The organism is uncultured Acetobacterium sp. (genome assembly GCF_927416815.1).
Classification (GTDB): domain Bacteria; phylum Bacillota; class Clostridia; order Eubacteriales; family Eubacteriaceae; genus Acetobacterium.
The window spans coordinates 1-17,812 of sequence record NZ_CAKMJU010000004.1 but is presented as its reverse complement, the minus strand read 5'-3'; the positions used below and the strand labels follow the sequence as shown (position 1 = coordinate 17,812).

Sequence of the window (17,812 nt, the reverse complement as noted above, 5' to 3'; positions counted from 1 at the left end):
AGGTGGGCTGTATTTGACGCTTACGAATAAGTTAAGTGACAGGGAAAGCTCCGAAAAACTAAAGGATATAAGAAAACGTGAAATATTGACATACGGTGCCTGTCACTTAACTTATTCAACTTAACTTATTGAGGTGGATAGTTTAGAAACAGAGAATAGAGACGATTCGGGTTCTTCGGGACTCGGGTCGTCTTTTTTAATTTTTTGAAGTGGCTGGAAAATCTGGAGGAATCTGTCTGGAAAAGATTTGGCTGGTGGCTCTAGCTTGCAGCTTTTGTCTGTTTCCAATCAGTTGCGCCAGTTTCCCAGCTGCCAAACTCACTGAAGAATTTGAATTCTCCAACCAGTCCCATCTTTTTTGTCCCAAAATTGCCGTCAGTGCCGACAGTCGCGACAGATCAGTTCCGGTAGTTGTGATCGTTCCGGACTCCAGTGCCAGTCGATCTGATGACAGAGCCAACCAATCCGGACGATGATGCCAATGGTTTCGGTGTCAGAATTGAAATACCAGTTGTCGCCATTGTCGGGACTGTCGGGAAAAACGGATAAAAAATAAGTGGCCATCACCGATTTCCCAGAAAACCGTTCCAGATTTCCCCACAATCATCGGTTCCCTGAATCAAACTCCCATCTTAAATACATATTATAATTTTGAAGATCATTGGCTTAAGCAGTCAATGGTCTTTAATACTTTTTTGGAGGAACCAAGTATGGCAACATTGGAACAGAAAATCATTGATGAATTAAAACTGGCACTGGAATATCAGGAACCAACCGGAGACTATGCCCAATGGCTGATGGGTATTAGTTTGCCCAGTGTGATTGAGCGGAAAAATAATCAGCTGGTGATCACTGCCAGAGTCGTGGTCAAAACCAGCGATTCGGAATATGTGGATGGGATGGACATTGCCTTTTCCCTGGAACCCATCATTGATCCCAACTACTATCAAAACAGCCCCGACTACCATGGTGGCAGTATTGAAGACAGTCAACCCTGGCTCAAGAAACATGGCAAAGTGATTCTGGAACAGTTGGACAATCCCTTTGTAGCTACAGTAGGAAATTTAGAAGCAGTGTTAGTGGATGAATTAAAACAGTTAGAAAATAATTCCAATGAAAGCAGGTGTTCGAAATGACTATGACTATTGAAAAAATCGAATTTCCAAGACGAGAAACCAAACAAAGCAAGTCAAAGAAAAGTCTGACCATTGATTCAGGGGATGAACCAGTGGAGACGGTCGAAGAAATTGATCCAGTCATTGCGCCAGTGGAAATTGAAAAGACATTGGTACCAGAGCAACCATTGGAACCAGACAAGTCATCAGCATCACCGGAACTATCAGCAACAGAAGACAATGATATCCCAAACGATCAATTAAAACCATCAGATGAAAAACCCACAACAGCAACAGCTATCAGCAACGAAACCATTTCTTCAATTCAAACCGCTTTTGAGAACCACCTGATGGAAGACGGCAAGGGATCGGCTACCATTGCCAGCTACACCGGAGATATTCAGGGCTTCATCCAGTGGTTAAAGGAAAAGAAGTTGCCCTTTGATGGCAAGCTCACCAGACTGAGTATCACCAGTTATCGCAAACACTTGCAGGAAGCCAACTATCGGATCAATACCATTAATAAAAAAGTAAACAGTCTCCATAGCTTCAATCATTTTCTGATAGCTGCCGGATATTGTCAGGAAATGGTGGTGCATCCCAAAAGGGATAAGATCAAAGTAGCTAATGGCAGTGAAGCTGAAGTGGTTGTCTTTTCAGAAGATGAGGTGGAACGGTTGCTGTTTCATCTGGAGAATCAGGAACAGGTTGCCCTGCGTGATAAAACCCTGGTCTATATTCTCCTCTATGCTGGTCTGAGGGTTGGTGAATTGGTCAATTTAAAGATTCAGGATCTGGATCTGTTGACGATGAGTCTAAAAGTGGTTGGTAAGGGTGGTAAATATCGGGAAGTGCCATTAAAACCGGAAGTTGCTGAAATCATTAAAACCTACATGGAAAGTGATCGAAAAGAAAGTCCCTATGCCAAAAGTTGTCAATTGTTCGTCACCCAGCGATCAGGCAAGATGGATACCGATACCGTCAATAAGGTATTGAAAAAATTGGGAAAGAGCTTAAACATGACGATTTTTCCCCACAAATTCAGGCATACCTTCTGCACACGATTGTTAAAGAAAGGTGTTGATCTGACCACGGTAGCAAAATTAGCGGGACATGCCAATATTCAAACCACTGCCAGCTACTACATCAATACCAGTCGAGAGGATAAGCAGGAAGCCGTGGGACTGTTGTAGCCATTAGAAATCATTCGATGAGGACAGCACTTAAAACGATGGAAATAAGCCAATGACAAATGATCGTTTAAAATATTGGCCAACCGTCATCATAAGTGATTGCCCGAATAACTGTTAAAAAATCCCGTTCCTATCTCGTTCCAGAGCTTGTCGGGAGTGACAGCAGTGACAGCAATTAGAGAACAAAAAATAGGGCAATGATGTTTCGGAGATTGCCATTAAAACTGATGAAATGGTGATAACCGGAGAAATTAAACCTATAAGCCAATAAAACCTAAACAGAAAGGGGGAATCCCAATGCCTTACTTCCTCGGCGGTGTGATCACAGGTCTTGTTGCCTGTATCATCATTGAAATTTGCCATCAGCAGCAACAGTCAACGTATTAAATCAATAAAACAAACACCCTGACAATAGATCAGCGAAAGGAGCTAACCATGATTGGATTTTGTGCTACCATCGGAACCACTGCAGCCATTGAATTGTTCAGCAGTGGAGTAATGTTTGGTCTAACCGCCTATGCCGCCGCTAAAGAAACCATCAAAAGAAACTGACCACTAATACAACAAATCAGCAGCAACAAAGCATCAACACAAGAGACCTAACCTCTCAATTACAGGGGTTAGGTCTTTTTAACGCCAAAAATTTAATCAGTATCGAAAGGAATAATAATATGTCAAATAAATCAGCAGCCAAACGAATTCAAATCGTATCACTTAAGATGGTGAGGGAAAGCTCAATTCTCTACAATGTCCGAAAAATATCCTCGCCTAAAGAAGCAGCGGGATTGGGGCAACGGTTTTTAGAAGATATTGATCGGGAGCAGGTGATCGTGTGTTGCCTGGATAATAAGAATGCCCCGATTTCCATCAATGTCGTCAGTATGGGAACCCTGAATGCTTCACTGATTCATCCCCGGGAAATATTTAAAACTGCCATTTTGTCCAATTCAGCCAGCATCATTTTATTTCATAACCACCCCAGTGGACAAACCCAGGCTTCAACAGAAGACATCAACATCACCAAGCGGATAAAAGAAGCGGGTGTCCTGATGGGCATTGAATTGATCGACCATATTATCATTGGCTCAGAAGGTCGGTTTTTAAGCCTGAAAGAAGAAGGTCTGTTGTAGTCAAATCATTAAAAATAATTAAAATAACGGAGGTAACCCTATGCAGGTTATTTTGTATCTTCCTATTCTAGTTCTCAGTATTGTTTCAGCTTTTGTCGTTTTCAGTAAGGTTAAAATGATGTTCTTTGGCTCCAACATGCTTGATTTAGGGCTGGGAATCATCGGAGCCTGGTTTTTCATCTTTTTCGTTTGTGTGTCGATATGGACAGCAATTTTCGTCTATTTAGGTATCCCCATCCTGATCATTGGGGCTATTCTTTTGGCTGTTTATTTTGTGCTTAGTAAATGCAGTGGGAATGCGGCGGATGTTGAGTCAGAAGATGGTCAACCAGCTGCAGGGATGGATGAAGAGACAGCCGCTGAAAGGGACGACGAAGAGTAGCATTGGTCATTGAAGGTAATGACACTAAAACCTCGGTCGGATTGGCCGGGGTTATGTCTTATATTTTTTTTTGCCAAAATAAATATAATTTCTTTAAACAGGTTGACAGCATTCGGAAAGAGTGCTAAGCTTAAACCCTCAAATCAATAAATTGGTTTGTGAATTGAATATATGGCTAATTAGGGCGACACCCTTATAATTAAATCTTATCAGTATTATTTTAATCGACGTGTATGTTTCATACACAGAGGTCTGCAGGTATGTTAATGTACCGCTGTTAGATAAGATATCGAGTCGCTGTTATAAAACCACAAGTGCTTCACTTGTCTCAGTTTTACCTGATTTAGGCATCAAAATAACCTTATCTTAGGTTTCTTTATTGTGCAATAAAATTTGCATAGATAGAAAAATAGGTAAGTTTGTTAATGGTGCCTTTATTATGAAAACTGAGAGGAGTGAGGCACTTTTTATTTGCGTTTTTTTTTTCTACCAGACGGTAGAAAGGGTTAAAAATCATCTAGCACGACATGGCACGGAGCTTATGTGCAGACTAGCATGAAGTTCATGTCGTATATTAAATTTAAAGGAGAAAAATAAATGGATAGACGTTATTTAAAAATGATTTATGGTAATCCTGTTCTAGTAGGATCTTTTATTAAAATTGGAGCATTAACTGCAGTGTACTACGTTAATCAATTTTTTCTGATCATGGAAGACTTTGAGGTGACACTGGCAGAAATTGAACTGTTTTTGCTTAAACACGAAAAGGCAAATATACTGGTTGCACCAGTGACCTATTATAATAGCGAGTCTGCGACCAAAGAAAATGTGAAATACATCACAGCTTTGTTAGGAGATTATGACAACTATAACGGTATAGACATGAAAAACATGGACAAGAAGGAAGCATCTCTCAGTAGAAATGCCATAAAGGAAGTACTTGTTGCCGGGGAATTGAGACCCTCTTTGTTAATTTGTTCCGGTAATGGTCTACATGTTTATTATCTACTTGATAAACCGCTTCTAACAGCTGGAAATGTGAAAAAAATTGAGCGCTTGCAGAAGACGTTCGTGAAACAGCATGAGGAATTTAAAGGTGACCCTGCTGTAGCTGTTTTGGGGCACACAGTTAGATTACCCGGAACGAAAAATTGCAAGGATCCTGACAATATTAAAGACTGTGAGATTATTCACATTGATGAAACGGCTGTATATGATTTAGAGACGTTAAATTGCGACTTAAATGTGCCGGAGGTAGAGGAGCAAACTGATGAACGACAACACTCCGGGTCATTGCTGGAAGCCTATCAGGCTTTGAATCCGAGTTACGAGCACTTTAGGCAATCGGGGCTTCAATGTGAGTTTATGAAAGAGATGGCTAGGAATCCAGCTAAACAAACCCACGGTCTATGGTTCCATATTGTGAATAATTTAGTTCATTTTGGTGAACATGGCCGCAAGTTGCTTCATATCATTTGTGAAAAATATCCTGGTTATACATTTGAAGAAACCGAACAGCTTTATCAAACTACACTTGATAAGGTAAAGAATCAAGGATTTTTTCCAACAAGTTGCAACCGGATTGCTGAAGATGGATTTGCGTGCCCGAATCAGTGTGCTCAGAAAACACCAGCGGGGATGATGTACAGCTATATTAAGAAAACCCTGAATGAGAAACCGGTGGTTACATCGATGAACATTGACACGGCAATCCGATCCCTGCTACCCGACGTCGATTTAATTCAAAATTTAAAAACGGTTGAACTGTTCATCGAGACAGTGATCAATCCGCTGCCGGATTCCATAATAATTAAAGACCAGTACCTTAGAAGCGTTTTGACAAAGATGGGACTGAATAAGACCGAACACTATAATCCCTTTAAAAAGATGCTCAAGAATACGGCAAAGGGAAAAACCGGAAACACGCAAGTGGATATTGCCGAAGAAGTTCAACGGGAAACCGGGCTGAGATGCCTGTCAGGAGATTTTTATATTTATCATGATGGTGTCTGGGAACCCCACACGGAAATGGTCACGAAAAAAGTGATCAAAAAACTTGGTTCTGAGTTTAGTGAAAAAGTCTTAAATGGGATTATCCGCTATTTAAGAGACAATTATTATCTTTCCCCCGAGCAGATCAATCAGCATGTCAAAGAGAAAATGATCTGTCTAAAGAACGGCATGCTAAAAATCCATAAAGACGGAAAAGTTGAATTATTGGCGCATTCACCAGATTATTTTGCCCTAAACAGACTTGACATCAGTTATGATCCAACAGCCAAGTGTTTGAAATTTGATCGGTTTATCACTGAGTGCTTTAAAAATCTGGAACCGGAAGACCGGCGGTTGACAATCCAGGCTCAAAAGGAATGGTTTGGTTATGGGATAGTTCCCGGAAACGAAATGCATAAGATGGGGCTGTTGCTGGGACTACCCCGGACAGGGAAAGGTGTTATGCTCTCGGTCTATTCGAAACTACTCGGCCAGGGAAATATATCCAATATTCCGCTTTCTGAGTTGCACAAACCAATTAACAGTATCCAGTTGTTGAATCATTTGGCGAATGTATCACCAGAATTCAATGAAAATGAACGATTTAACGAGGCCTTCATTAAGTCGGCTACTGGCGAAGATGGTATTTCTGGAAAAGACCATTACAAAAAAGCGGAATCCTTTGTTAATCAATGTAAGCTGATGGGGTCAGCCAATTATCTCCCACGCTATTTTGAAAAAAGTGGAGCACTGGAAAAACGGTTGCTGTTATTCCCTTTTGATAATCAGATACCTGATGATGAGCAGAATATCGAACTCAAAGAAGAACTGCTTGAAGAATTGCCGGGTATCCTTAACTTTGCCATCGAAGGCCGAATCTGTCTGTTTGACAGAGGCCGATTCATTGAAAGCCCGTCTATGCTGAAGTTGAAGAAAAAAGCTCGAGAAAAGAACAATCTGGTGCTGCAATGGTTTAATGATGAAAAAAGAGAGAGTCTGCTTCCAGGTCAGGAATATGAGCCCCTTAAGTTGATGATAGATGAGTTCAGAATATATTGTGTGGAGGAAGGGATAAAAACTGTTCCTAAGCGATCCTCAATAGTAACTGAACTAAAACGAATCCCGGGATTGCGTATCGAAAAAAAATCCAAGCCGAATCAAGAGTGTGTCTTTTTCGAATGGGAAAAGCTTGGTGTCGAAGTTGCTGAATTAGAAACCACAGATGTGAAAAGTGCTGCCAGCTTTGATTTAACTGATGAGTTTGTCCTTCTGGAGGACTCAGAAAACACAACGGGTGATCAGACGCCCCAAACCGAAATTTCTGAGCAATTGGGTACCACGGAGCAATCAGAAATTGACTTAAGAGTGATTAACCTCCTGGAAAACAAGCATTCAGATGTCAGAGCCTTTAACTAAAGGCTCTTTCAAAGGAGAATAAACCGATGAATTGTAAATATATAACGAATACGGAAGTACTAAAAACCTATCTCAGACAATATCAGGAACAGGATGTACAAGTGGTGGGGTTAGACCTTGAAACCATGGGTGAGGATCCCTTGAATCCCAGAAAAGGCGGTATCCGCTTGATTCAGCTTTCTGGTCAGGGCTTGCCCATATTGATAATTGACTATCCACGGCTCAATGTGGAAGGAAAAAATGACTTGAAGCAGTATCTGGAATCAGATGTCATCAAGGTACTACATAACGCTAAATTCGATATGGAATTCCTGAAAATTAACGGGATTGACCTAAAGCAACCAATTTTTGATACTCTTTTGGCTGCTGCTGTTCTAAAGGCGGGGTTAAATCCCAGTCTTAAGCTGGATGCTGTGGTTAAAGAATACCTCAATTATGATCTGCCCAAAGAAGAACAACGAAGTGACTGGAGTCAGGAGCAACTGACGCCAGATCAATTGCTGTATGCGGCCAGGGATGCCTGGATTCTGTTGCCCTTGCGAGAGAAACTGATTCAGGAACTCTATCGGGCCGATTTGCTGGAAGTGGCGAATCTCGAATGTCAGACTCTTCCAGCCATCGTTGAAATGGAACTCAATGGTATCAGGGTTAATGTTCAGGGTACTGCGGTGCTGGAGAAAACGGTGAAAGAACGCCTTCGGATAAAAGAGCAGGAATTAAATGCCATTATTGGTAAGGACATTAATGTTAATAGTTCGAAACAAGTGAAAGAGCTGCTGGAATCTCTGGGAGTAGAAGTCAAAAGTTCTAAAAGTGAGGATTTGTCGAAACTTAATGATCAGCACCCGGCCATTGCTCCCATTCTAGCCTGTAAGGTGCTGACAAAACAGCTCCAGTTTGCTAAAAAGATTCCAAAAGGAGTTGAACCAGAAACAGGGCGACTGTATTCTCAATATCGTCAGCTGGGGGCAATAACCGGACGTTTGTCCTGCAAGGAGTTCAACCTGCAACAGGTTCCCCATGATTCAGCATTTCGGGAATTATTTGTGCCGAATGAAGGCGATGTATTTGTCATTTCTGATTATTCCCAGATGCAGATCCGTATTGCCGCCGAAATTAGTGGGGATCAGACCATGCTGGCAGCTTATCAGCAGGGACTGGATTTGCACACCCTAACCGCTTCACTCGTTAGTGGTGTTGATGTCAATGAGGTCACAAAGGCCATGCGATCAGAAGCCAAAGCCCTGAATTTCGGAATGCTTTTTGGGATGGGGGCTGAGAGTCTGATTACTTATGCTTGGGGAAGCTATGAAGTACTGCTCACTCTGGAGCAGTCCCAGACCTTCATTGATACGTTTTTTAAAACCTATCGGGGCTTGAAAGCATGGCAGACGAAACAAGGTCGCCAACAGACATCAAAAGCCTACACATTGGGAAAGAGAAGGCAGTTATTTCCGGGAAAAGCACGCTACACTCAGTTAGTCAATACACCTATTCAGGGTACTGAAGCTGATATTCTAAAAACGGTCTTAAGTATTTTGCCGGATTTGTTGGCTGGAACGTCCGGAAAACTGATTGCCTGCATCCATGATGAAATTGTGGTGGAATGCCTAAAAGATGAGGCACCATTGGTTCAGGAACTCTTAAAAAGTGCCATGGAAATCTCAGCAAAAAAGTATTTAAAGACCGTGCCCGTTGTTGCGGACGCACATATTGCCAGTAGTTGGGCTGAAAAATAAAGGATTCCGAAATTCCGGAAAATTCCGGGTCATTTTTAAATAATCAACGATTTAAAAATGAACCTACTACTTTATTTTTTTTTCACTGCTACTTATTCACAAAAATATTTCGGAATTTCGGAAAAATAGACATTAACATAGGTGCGAACTGAATATTTTGACTCCGAAAAACGGCCGGAATTCCGGAAACCGGAAACTAAGGTGCTAATTAAGCCTAACCTATTAAACCTGATGCACAGCGTTATTGAATAGCAAACTAGATAATTGAAGTACCTTTAATTAGGTGCTTCAAAGTTAAGAAAGGAACAAATAGATGACAACTAACAAATATAACTATATTACACGAGGCGAACAACTGCAGCAATATGTGGGGCCATATAAACAAGAAAAACACATAGCTTTGGATATTAAACTGATGGGTGGGGATCCACAAGATCAGTATCGAGGCAAAATCAGACTCATCCAAATAGCATCTCCTACGTTACCAGTTTTAATCATTGATTGGGCGAGGATTGACGACACTGGAAAACTGCTGATGAAAGAACTATTAGAAGCATCGATGGTGAAAATAATACACAATGCAAAAGCTGCCATGAAATATCTTAACTTGGCAGGGATTAACCTAAACGGAGCAATCTTTGATACCTTTCTGGCTGATGAGATCTTAGGTGATGGTTTGATAGAACACGATGGAAGTCTTCCGGCGGTGGTCAAGAAGTATTTAAATGTTTCACTACCAACCGGAGAATACCACGGCACTTGGGGTAGACCTGAGTTAACAACCCGTCAATTGGATTCTGCGGCCACAGATGTACTGGTTCTTTTATTGTTAAGGCCACAACTGATTGAGGAACTAAAGGTGGAGCGATTAGTTAAAATAGCCAAACTAAAATTTGATGCTATCTGGTTAGCTAGTTAATGCTTTAGAAATGAATCATTCTGGAACTCCGAAATTCCGAAAAATTGTGGATCAGTTTTTAAAATAATTAGTGATTTTAATCATCCTACTCATTTATTTTTTTTCTCTGCTAATTATTCACAAAAATATTTCGGAATTTCGGAAAATAGATCATTAACATAGGTGCGACCTGACTATGTGGACTCCGAAAACCGTTTGAAATTCCGGAATACAATTAATATTTCGGAAATGCTTGTCTAAGAATATCAACTAAAACCGAAAATGAGCTGGACAATTGCGGGTGGTGTTAGCAAGGTGATCTTTGTCAAAACAACATAGATTCCCTGATCACCTTGACAATAATTAACCTATGAAACAAAGGACTCCGAAAATCCGAAAAACTGGGGTTGGTTTAAACCGCCATCAATGATTTAAAGTAATCCCCATTATTTATTTTCACTACTAACTTATTGACAAAGTTTTCGGATTTCGGAAATCCGGTGCCATGATTCACAGGAAGTGAAAATATCTGGATTATTTGCCTAGCACCTACTCAAACCGCCGATTAATCTCCCCACAAAAAATCACTGAAAAACTTTTCCCTATATAAATAGGAAGAGACTTGTTAAAAACACCAAAAATACACCCATTCGACGAAATAAATCGTCCTTCCAGATATATATTATTATTGTAATGGAGAACAAAGCTAAACAAAATTTAGAAATCACTAAAATACAAGGAGGAACTACCGATGCCAACCAGAAAAACAATACTGCTAACCAAAGCCATTGACGAATTCATTCACTATCTGAAATCCAAAGAACGATCAAAAGAAACCGAACGAGGCTACAACATTGTGCTCCAGAATTTTAAAGTCTATCTTGAAAAAGAAATGAATGGTCAGGTCTATGTCGATGAGATCACCGTTAATCACATGGAAGACTATCTCAGCTATCGGAAAGATCAGGGGGATCAGCCCATCACCCGAAATAAAAGCCTCTACATCTTCCGATCATTTTTTAATTATCTGGTGCGAAAAGATCATGTGGAACGCAATATCAGTCTTAATCTGGAACCCATTCAATATCAGCAGAAAGAACGGGTCTATCTATTGCCCGAAGAAATGGTGACGTTAATTGAAGCCGTTGATCATATCATTGTTAAATCAGCGGTGATCACCATGGCGAACACCGGCTTAAGAGTTAGTGAGCTTTGCCATCTCACCCTCGCTGATGTGGATCTGACCAATAAGGTGCTCAAGGTCCGTCAGGGCAAAGGCAACAAAGACCGGAGTATTCCCATCAATGAAAAACTCCATCAGGAATTAACCACGTATTTAAAGGATCATCGTCCACTGGTGTCATCCGATCGATTCTTTGCCACTTCAAAAACCGGCACATTATCCCGGCAAACCATTAATCATGAACTGGAAAATACCACCAGAAAATTGGGTTGGGACAAGCATGTCACCGCTCATATTCTCAGACATAGCTTTGCCAGCAGCCTAGTCAGAAATAATGCTCCACTACCAGCGGTTCAAAAACTCATGGGTCACAGTGATCTACGAGTCACCAGTCGTTACATCCATCAGAATATGGATCAGTTGCATCAGGCGGTCAATCTCATTTAGAGATTGGCAACCTGTGATTCTCCCGAGCGAAAGGAAAAAAAGAAATGAATACCATGACAAATCAAATAACCAATGGATCCGCCAATGATTCCGCTAAGGTGACAAAGCTAACCACTATTCATTCAGCTACAATTAATCCTACTATCACCAATACCGCTAACCCGACAATTGAAGCCTCTGCCAAAGAAATCAAAGATACCAAAGAACCAATGGAACCTATCTATGATCGACGGGTTAATGCGACTCTGGCCGGTCTGATGGAAGGAAAGTCCCGGGAATCCTTAGCCGAAGGATTTAATCTGACCAACTGGCGATCCCTGGATACCTACATGAGACGAAAGGGCTTCACCTGGGACAGCATCAATCAGACCTATGTGCCAGCCACTACCAAAATTGACAATATTCTGGAAGAACTCAGCAGCAGTACCCCAATTAAAGCCGAAATGATCATCAAACGCTTTGAAGAAATGGGTGATGACAGTGATCCCAGAGCCATTGCCACCGAGTTTGGTTTTCGTGATCATCATGAGTTAGGCGAATATATGGAAAGTAAGCAACTCTTCTGGAATTCTGAAACGAATAACTACGATGTGATGTTTGGGGATACCACCAATGATTCCTTGGCAGAAATGGGCGATTTGGACAACAAAACTCTTCCACCAGTTAGAAAAAATCAATCAAAACTAGCCATGATCACCGATGATGCCTTAGTCGAACTGGAACCATATCTGCCACTGCTGGAGATGCTGCTTCAGAACAAAGACCGATTGATCACACTTCTCATGCCTCAATCCGATGGGACTGTTCCAAGATATGCCGTTCCGGGAACAACTAAAACCCAAAGCATCTATATGTCAGAACTACTGGGACGATTGATGAAGGAATTCTGTGAAAGCAAAAATCTCAAACAACGGGATGTGGTCGAAGGTGCTCTGGTGGAGTATTTCAAACGCTACGGCTATCAGCGGGAGGTGGATAAGCTGTTGCAGAAGAAATAGCTAAACCAATCATTAGGAAACGGATCAGAAGAAATGCCTGAGACGAAGTCGATGGGGGAGTGATCCTGGAAATCATCTCAAGTCATTCCCCTAAACTTCTTCCCTATTTGCCGACGATGGCGTCACTTCTGACTATCCAAAGAAAAACGGTCAGCACCGACGGGAGTGACGGCAATTAGAAAAGGAAAAAGATGGGGATAGCTGCAATCGATCAAAAAATCCAACGAATCTTCCCGCAACTATTGATCCCAAGCCATCAATTGAAATGAAAGGGGGTGATGCCTATTCGAATGATCAATTGTGACCAATGCAGCCACTACGGAACATGCATCAATTTTAATAGTATTTTAAAGGTGAATCGGTTATAATATGAAATATATAAGTAGGTGAACGAATGAAAATAAAACAAATTCATGACAAGTTTTTTAGGTCGACCTTCGCAAATCTGGAAGTTTCACAGAATTTTTTAAAGGAATCGTTGCCTGAATCAATATTAAAGACCATTGATCTGGACAATCTTGAATTGCAGAATGGCACCCACGTCAGCAAGGAATTAGAAGAAACCCGTTCGGATCTATTATTTCGAACGACCATCAATCAAAAAGAAGGGTACCTCTATCTGCTTTTTGAACATAAGAGTTACCTTGACAAAAATGTGGGTTTGCAGTTATTGACATATTTGGTTAACATCTGGAATCAGAAAGTCAAAAATGAAAAAGCCAACCATATCCCCGTGATCATTCCGATGGTTATTTATCATGGCAAAAGAAATTGGGAACTTGGAAACGCTCTGGACACCATGATTCTTGATTATGACGGCTTGTCGGATGACATTAAAAAAGGGATCCCCAATTTCAGTTACCATGTTTATGATCTGAATCGATTTCCCGATGAGGTAATCGTACTCGGATCACTATACTACGTGACGCTTTCAATCCTGAAAAATGTCAACAGGCATGATGAACAGGCTGTGCTTGAAGCCCTCAAAAGGGTTGGTACGGCATTGAATGCGATGAATGAAAAACAAACGGCTACGGAGTATTTTGAAACCTGTCTACGGTATGTTTACGAAATTGTACCAGAATTTTCAAATGTGAATTCAAATGTTGTTCAAAAATACATTGAACAAGTCTTTCCTGAAGGGAGTGAAATAGCGATGACACTGGCAGAAGTTTTAAGAGATGAAGGTTTTGAAAAAGGTATTTTAAAAGGTGAAGAGACAGGTCTTGAAAAAGGGAAAAAAGAGGGCTTGCTTGAATTGGCAGTTGAGCATTTATCTTTGAAGTTTGGAGTTCTTCCGACTGATTGCCAAGAAAAGATTGCCTCACTCGATCTTAAGATGTTGCAGATATTCAATATCAATATTGGTAACTTTAAAAGTATCGAAGATGTCAAAAAGTTCTTAGGTATCTGATTCCAGGAATTGATCGGAGACATGTCTGAGGACGGAATCAGTGGGCAGATGGAGTGCCACCAAACGCTGAACCAAGGCAGGATCTCCAAGAAAAATGTTCTCTAATTGCCGTCACTCCCGCCCATGCCGATCGCTATTTGTCGAGAGTGACACGACTGTCGGGAATTTTGAAAGAAAAAAGCTGGGGGTGATGGTATCTGAACATCATCTCCAGAATTTTCAGCATCATCATCCAACGTCTGAAACCATTGGAAATACTCAATAGTTAGAAAAGCAAATGGAATTCACACCTATTGGAATTCTATTTATTGTTTCTCTATTTTTTTTATGTTTACAGGAAACTACCTCTATTTATTCTCTTTAGAACATCTATTGTGCGAGTTTAAAAATCCCTGAAAGCATTGGAATCAGTAGGTTTCAGGAAAAAGAAAAATAGCGAAAATGACCTCCCTTTTCGGCTATTACTGCTGCTTATGAAGCTTTAGAGCTGATTGTCAATGTGACTGGTGTTGAAGCTACTGATGCTAAGACATTAACAGTAACATTTAACACAGCAATTAGTGCAGCTGACCAAGCTAAAACTACATTTACAGTTGTAAAAGGAACTACTCCTGTAACTGTAGCAACAACAACATGGGCAGAAGATGGTACAAGTGCAAAATTAGCGAGAACAACAAACCTAATTGCAGGTACTTATACAGTAACTGTAGGCGGAATTGACTTAGGCGTTGACGTTGCAACAGCAGAAGTAGCCACCCAAAAAATGACCTCTTTAGAAATTACGACAAGTAATGTAAGTATTGATCCAGCCGCAAAAGTAAACTATAAAGTTTATGATCAATACGGTGTAGAAATGGCCAAAAATGCAAATACATTTAATTGGACAGTTGTTAACACAACTGCTGCAACAAGAGTTGTAGCTCCTACAGCTGGTGCCGTTCCATATGTAACACTAGCTACAAATACTGCCCCAGCTCAAATTGGTGATGTAATACGAATTACTGGTCTATTAACAACTGATCCAACAGTAATCGCAACAAAAGACATCACTGTATCAAACATTTATACAAATGAGTTTGCTTTTGGAGAAGTAGTTTTACCAACAGATGCTCAACGTTTAATGTTAAATGCTGGGTATGTTGAAATTGGTTATACAGCAACTGATAATTTAGGTAGCGCAGTAACCTTGAATACTATAGCAAATACAGCAAATGTATCTTCAGTTAACGGTATTCAGTTCATCTCATCAGATGAATCAATAATACCAGTTAAAGACACTGCAAATAACTTTACTGTAACAAATGGTAAACTTAAGTTTAAAGTGCTTAACAAAGCAGGAGATGTAACACTGACAGCATTAAATACTAATACTGGTGTTGCAACATCTAAGAAAATTACAGTTAACGCCGCAGCGAAAGCAACAACAATGGAATTTGGTGATTTCAAAGATCAAGAAATCATATCAGGTGATGCGGCTGGAACAGCTAAACTAGCGGTTACTTTCATTGATCAATTTGGCACAGCGATTAAAAATGATACATATAACATGACTACAGATTTCAATATCGTAGTAACTGGTGCCGGAACTACTCCTTTAGCTGTTACTTCTTCATTAGTAGGCGGTTATATGGTGTTTAATGACAACGTAGTGTCACCAGGTACATACACAATCACATTAACAAATAAAACAACTGGGGTATCAGCATCTAAACAAGTCGTTGTTAATGCAGCCCGAGTACCTAACGAATTAAAAGTTGTTACTACCCCAAGAACTTCTATAATCGCAGGTTCTTCAACAACAGCTAAATTCGAAGTATATGATCAATATGCTAAAAAAATGACTGGTGCTGAAACCGAAGCTTCAAAATACGAAGTTGTTGCGACAACACTAGCATCTGGTTCAAAACTAGCAGCACCAACTAATGGAGCTACCTATGCAATTGGTACTTCAGCTGGTCAAGCAATGGCAGATATCACTATTACTGCAGGTGCAGCACCAGCAGCAATTGGAACTGAAACTGCTACATTTACCTTACAAAAGAAAGCAGTAGTTTCACCTGCAGCACCAGCTGTAGATGTTGATTCTCAAGCTTTCAACGTAACAATCGTAGAAGATGCTTCTAATTTTGTTAGCACAACCGATAAAACTGAATATATAGTAGGTGACAACATTGCCCTTACTGTAAAAGCAGAAAAACCAGCAGGTACATTCTACAACAAGTATAATGAAACCAAAACTGCTACAGTAACTGTAGGTAGTGGTGGTAGTGCAAAAACTTATATTAGAACTTTGACTTTTGTTGATGGTGTAGCAACCGCTACAGTACCAACAGTTGTTGCAGGAACAACAGTACCAGTTAATGTAACTTGGACTGGTTTATCACCTGCAATCACAGCAGTGAATGTTAAAGTAACTGCAGCAACAGCTAGCAAGTTTAGTTTAACAGGTACAGTTGGAGCAACAACACTTGGTATTCAATTACAAGATAGTGCTGGAAATAATGTAACTACCTTAACAGGTAATCAAGTGTGTAAAGTAACATTCCCAGCAGGCACAAATACATCTGGTTCAGGTATTGACGTTGAAGGCAATGTCGTAGTTAATTTTAATGCAAGTAGTGCAGGTACTATTACATTTGGTGCTAACCTTCTACCAGGTACTTACACAGTAACTCAAGGTACCATAACTGGTACATTAACAATTGCAGCAGCTGGTCAAGCAGTAACTGGTTTAACTGGAGCTTCTAATGTTTTACAATTAGTTGATAGCCCAACCGCTACTGCAGCTACAACTGAACCTGGTGCTGGTATTTGGACATCAAGCGATCCATCGGTTGCTACTGTTGATCCGAATACAGGCGGCGTAACAGCTATATCAGCTGGTACAGCAACTATTGGTTATACAATTTCGAATTCTGGAAGAGTTAACTCACAAGCTGTAACAGTATATGCTGAAGGCACAATTGATGATCCTGCAATTGGACCAGTACAGGTTGGTGAAGGCACTGTAACAGCTACAAGCTTTACTGCACCCGGAGCTGGCGAAGCAATCGCATGGACATCAAGTAATACTGGAGCAGCAACAGTTGCTGCAGAAGTAGTTTCACCAATTGGTGCAGGAAATACAACTATCAGCTATGAAGTAACTAATACTACAACAGGTCAAGTAGTAGCGAAAGGTTCTAAAGCTGTAACAGTATTAGCAGTAGCAACTGATGTATCAGGAACATTACAATTTACTGATGATACAAAAGTAATCACAACTGGTACAAAACAATTAAAAGGCTTTACAGCAGCAACACCAGGTACAACAACTACTACATTTGCAATCCAAGATGGGACTACAAATGCTCTCACAGTGGATAATACAGGTTTAGTTACATATGTTGGTGACGGAAGTAAAGTTATAACTTTCAAATTAGTAGACACTGCTACTGGACGAGTTCTTGAAAAAGGTACAGTAACAATAGCTAATAGTTAAACAAACGGTGCCTGTCACTTAACTTATTCAACTTAACTTATTGAGGTGGATGGTTTAGAAACAGAGAATAGAGACGATTCGGGTTCTTCGGGACTCGGGTCGTCTTTTTTAATTTTTTGAAGTGGATGGAAAATCTGGAGGAATCTGTCTGGAAAAGATTTGGCTGGTGGCTCGTAAATGTCAAACTGTTATTGATTTATACGTAAGCGTCAAATACAGCCCACCTACCCAAACAGAACAAAATTTGCTAAAATCACCTCATAATAAAACTGGAGGTGATTTTTGTTAATGTCAAATAGTCCGCACATATTTCACGCTACAAATTCATGCGATAATACCTTCAACAGATTAATAAATGGAGGTATTTTTAATGTCCAAAGATGAACTGCACCTATTTCGTCGTCAGCAGATTGAGGATTATCGC

General features: G+C 40.4%; 13 protein-coding genes. All 13 read left to right on the top strand.

Translation table 11 applies throughout. The features are described from left to right. Window positions 1–209 precede the first annotated feature (209 nt). The gene (locus QZ998_RS00535) at window positions 210–476 is read left to right on the top strand and encodes a hypothetical protein (protein WP_296557147.1); all 267 of its coding nucleotides are present in this window, start codon (window positions 210–212) and stop codon (window positions 474–476) included. 234 nt (window positions 477–710) lie between these two features. After that, window positions 711–1,136: a hypothetical protein gene (locus tag QZ998_RS00530; protein WP_296557146.1), complete on the top strand. Its 426-nt coding sequence runs from the start codon at window positions 711–713 to the stop codon at window positions 1,134–1,136. Beyond that, window positions 1,133–2,308: a tyrosine-type recombinase/integrase gene (locus QZ998_RS00525; RefSeq protein WP_296557144.1), complete on the top strand. Its 1,176-nt coding sequence runs from the start codon at window positions 1,133–1,135 to the stop codon at window positions 2,306–2,308. Before QZ998_RS00530 ends, QZ998_RS00525 begins: the two co-directional genes overlap by 4 nt. A gap of 671 nt (window positions 2,309–2,979) precedes the next feature. After that, on the top strand, window positions 2,980–3,438 hold the full coding sequence (locus QZ998_RS00520) for a JAB domain-containing protein (RefSeq protein WP_296557143.1): 459 nt from the start codon (window positions 2,980–2,982) through the stop codon (window positions 3,436–3,438). Between the two features lie 40 nt (window positions 3,439–3,478). Continuing rightward, a complete protein-coding gene (locus QZ998_RS00515) occupies window positions 3,479–3,820 on the top strand; it encodes a hypothetical protein (RefSeq protein ID WP_296557140.1) in 342 nt (113 codons plus the stop codon). Between the two features lie 597 nt (window positions 3,821–4,417). Next, complete coding sequence (locus tag QZ998_RS00510; protein ID WP_296557138.1) at window positions 4,418–7,228, top strand: phage/plasmid primase, P4 family; 2,811 nt, start codon at window positions 4,418–4,420, stop codon at window positions 7,226–7,228. Window positions 7,229–7,254: 26 nt separating this feature from the next. Further along, window positions 7,255–8,967 (top strand): DNA polymerase, encoded by a 1,713-nt coding sequence (locus tag QZ998_RS00505; RefSeq protein ID WP_296557136.1) that lies wholly within the window; start codon window positions 7,255–7,257, stop codon window positions 8,965–8,967. A gap of 313 nt (window positions 8,968–9,280) precedes the next feature. Beyond that, complete coding sequence (locus QZ998_RS00500) at window positions 9,281–9,886, top strand: hypothetical protein (RefSeq protein ID WP_296557135.1); 606 nt, start codon at window positions 9,281–9,283, stop codon at window positions 9,884–9,886. 730 nt (window positions 9,887–10,616) lie between these two features. Then, the gene (locus tag QZ998_RS00495; protein WP_296557132.1) at window positions 10,617–11,495 is read left to right on the top strand and encodes a tyrosine-type recombinase/integrase; all 879 of its coding nucleotides are present in this window, start codon (window positions 10,617–10,619) and stop codon (window positions 11,493–11,495) included. A 44-nt stretch (window positions 11,496–11,539) separates the two neighbouring features. Continuing rightward, complete coding sequence (locus tag QZ998_RS00490; protein ID WP_296557129.1) at window positions 11,540–12,493, top strand: hypothetical protein; 954 nt, start codon at window positions 11,540–11,542, stop codon at window positions 12,491–12,493. A 394-nt stretch (window positions 12,494–12,887) separates the two neighbouring features. Next, window positions 12,888–13,907 (top strand): Rpn family recombination-promoting nuclease/putative transposase, encoded by a 1,020-nt coding sequence (locus QZ998_RS00485; protein WP_296557127.1) that lies wholly within the window; start codon window positions 12,888–12,890, stop codon window positions 13,905–13,907. 499 nt (window positions 13,908–14,406) lie between these two features. Then, the gene (locus tag QZ998_RS00480; RefSeq protein ID WP_296557124.1) at window positions 14,407–17,388 is read left to right on the top strand and encodes an Ig-like domain-containing protein; all 2,982 of its coding nucleotides are present in this window, start codon (window positions 14,407–14,409) and stop codon (window positions 17,386–17,388) included. Window positions 17,389–17,509: 121 nt separating this feature from the next. Further along, entirely contained in the window at window positions 17,510–17,677 is a 168-nt protein-coding gene (locus tag QZ998_RS00475; RefSeq protein WP_296557122.1) for a hypothetical protein, read from the top strand. The last annotated feature ends 135 nt before the right edge of the window (window positions 17,678–17,812 follow it).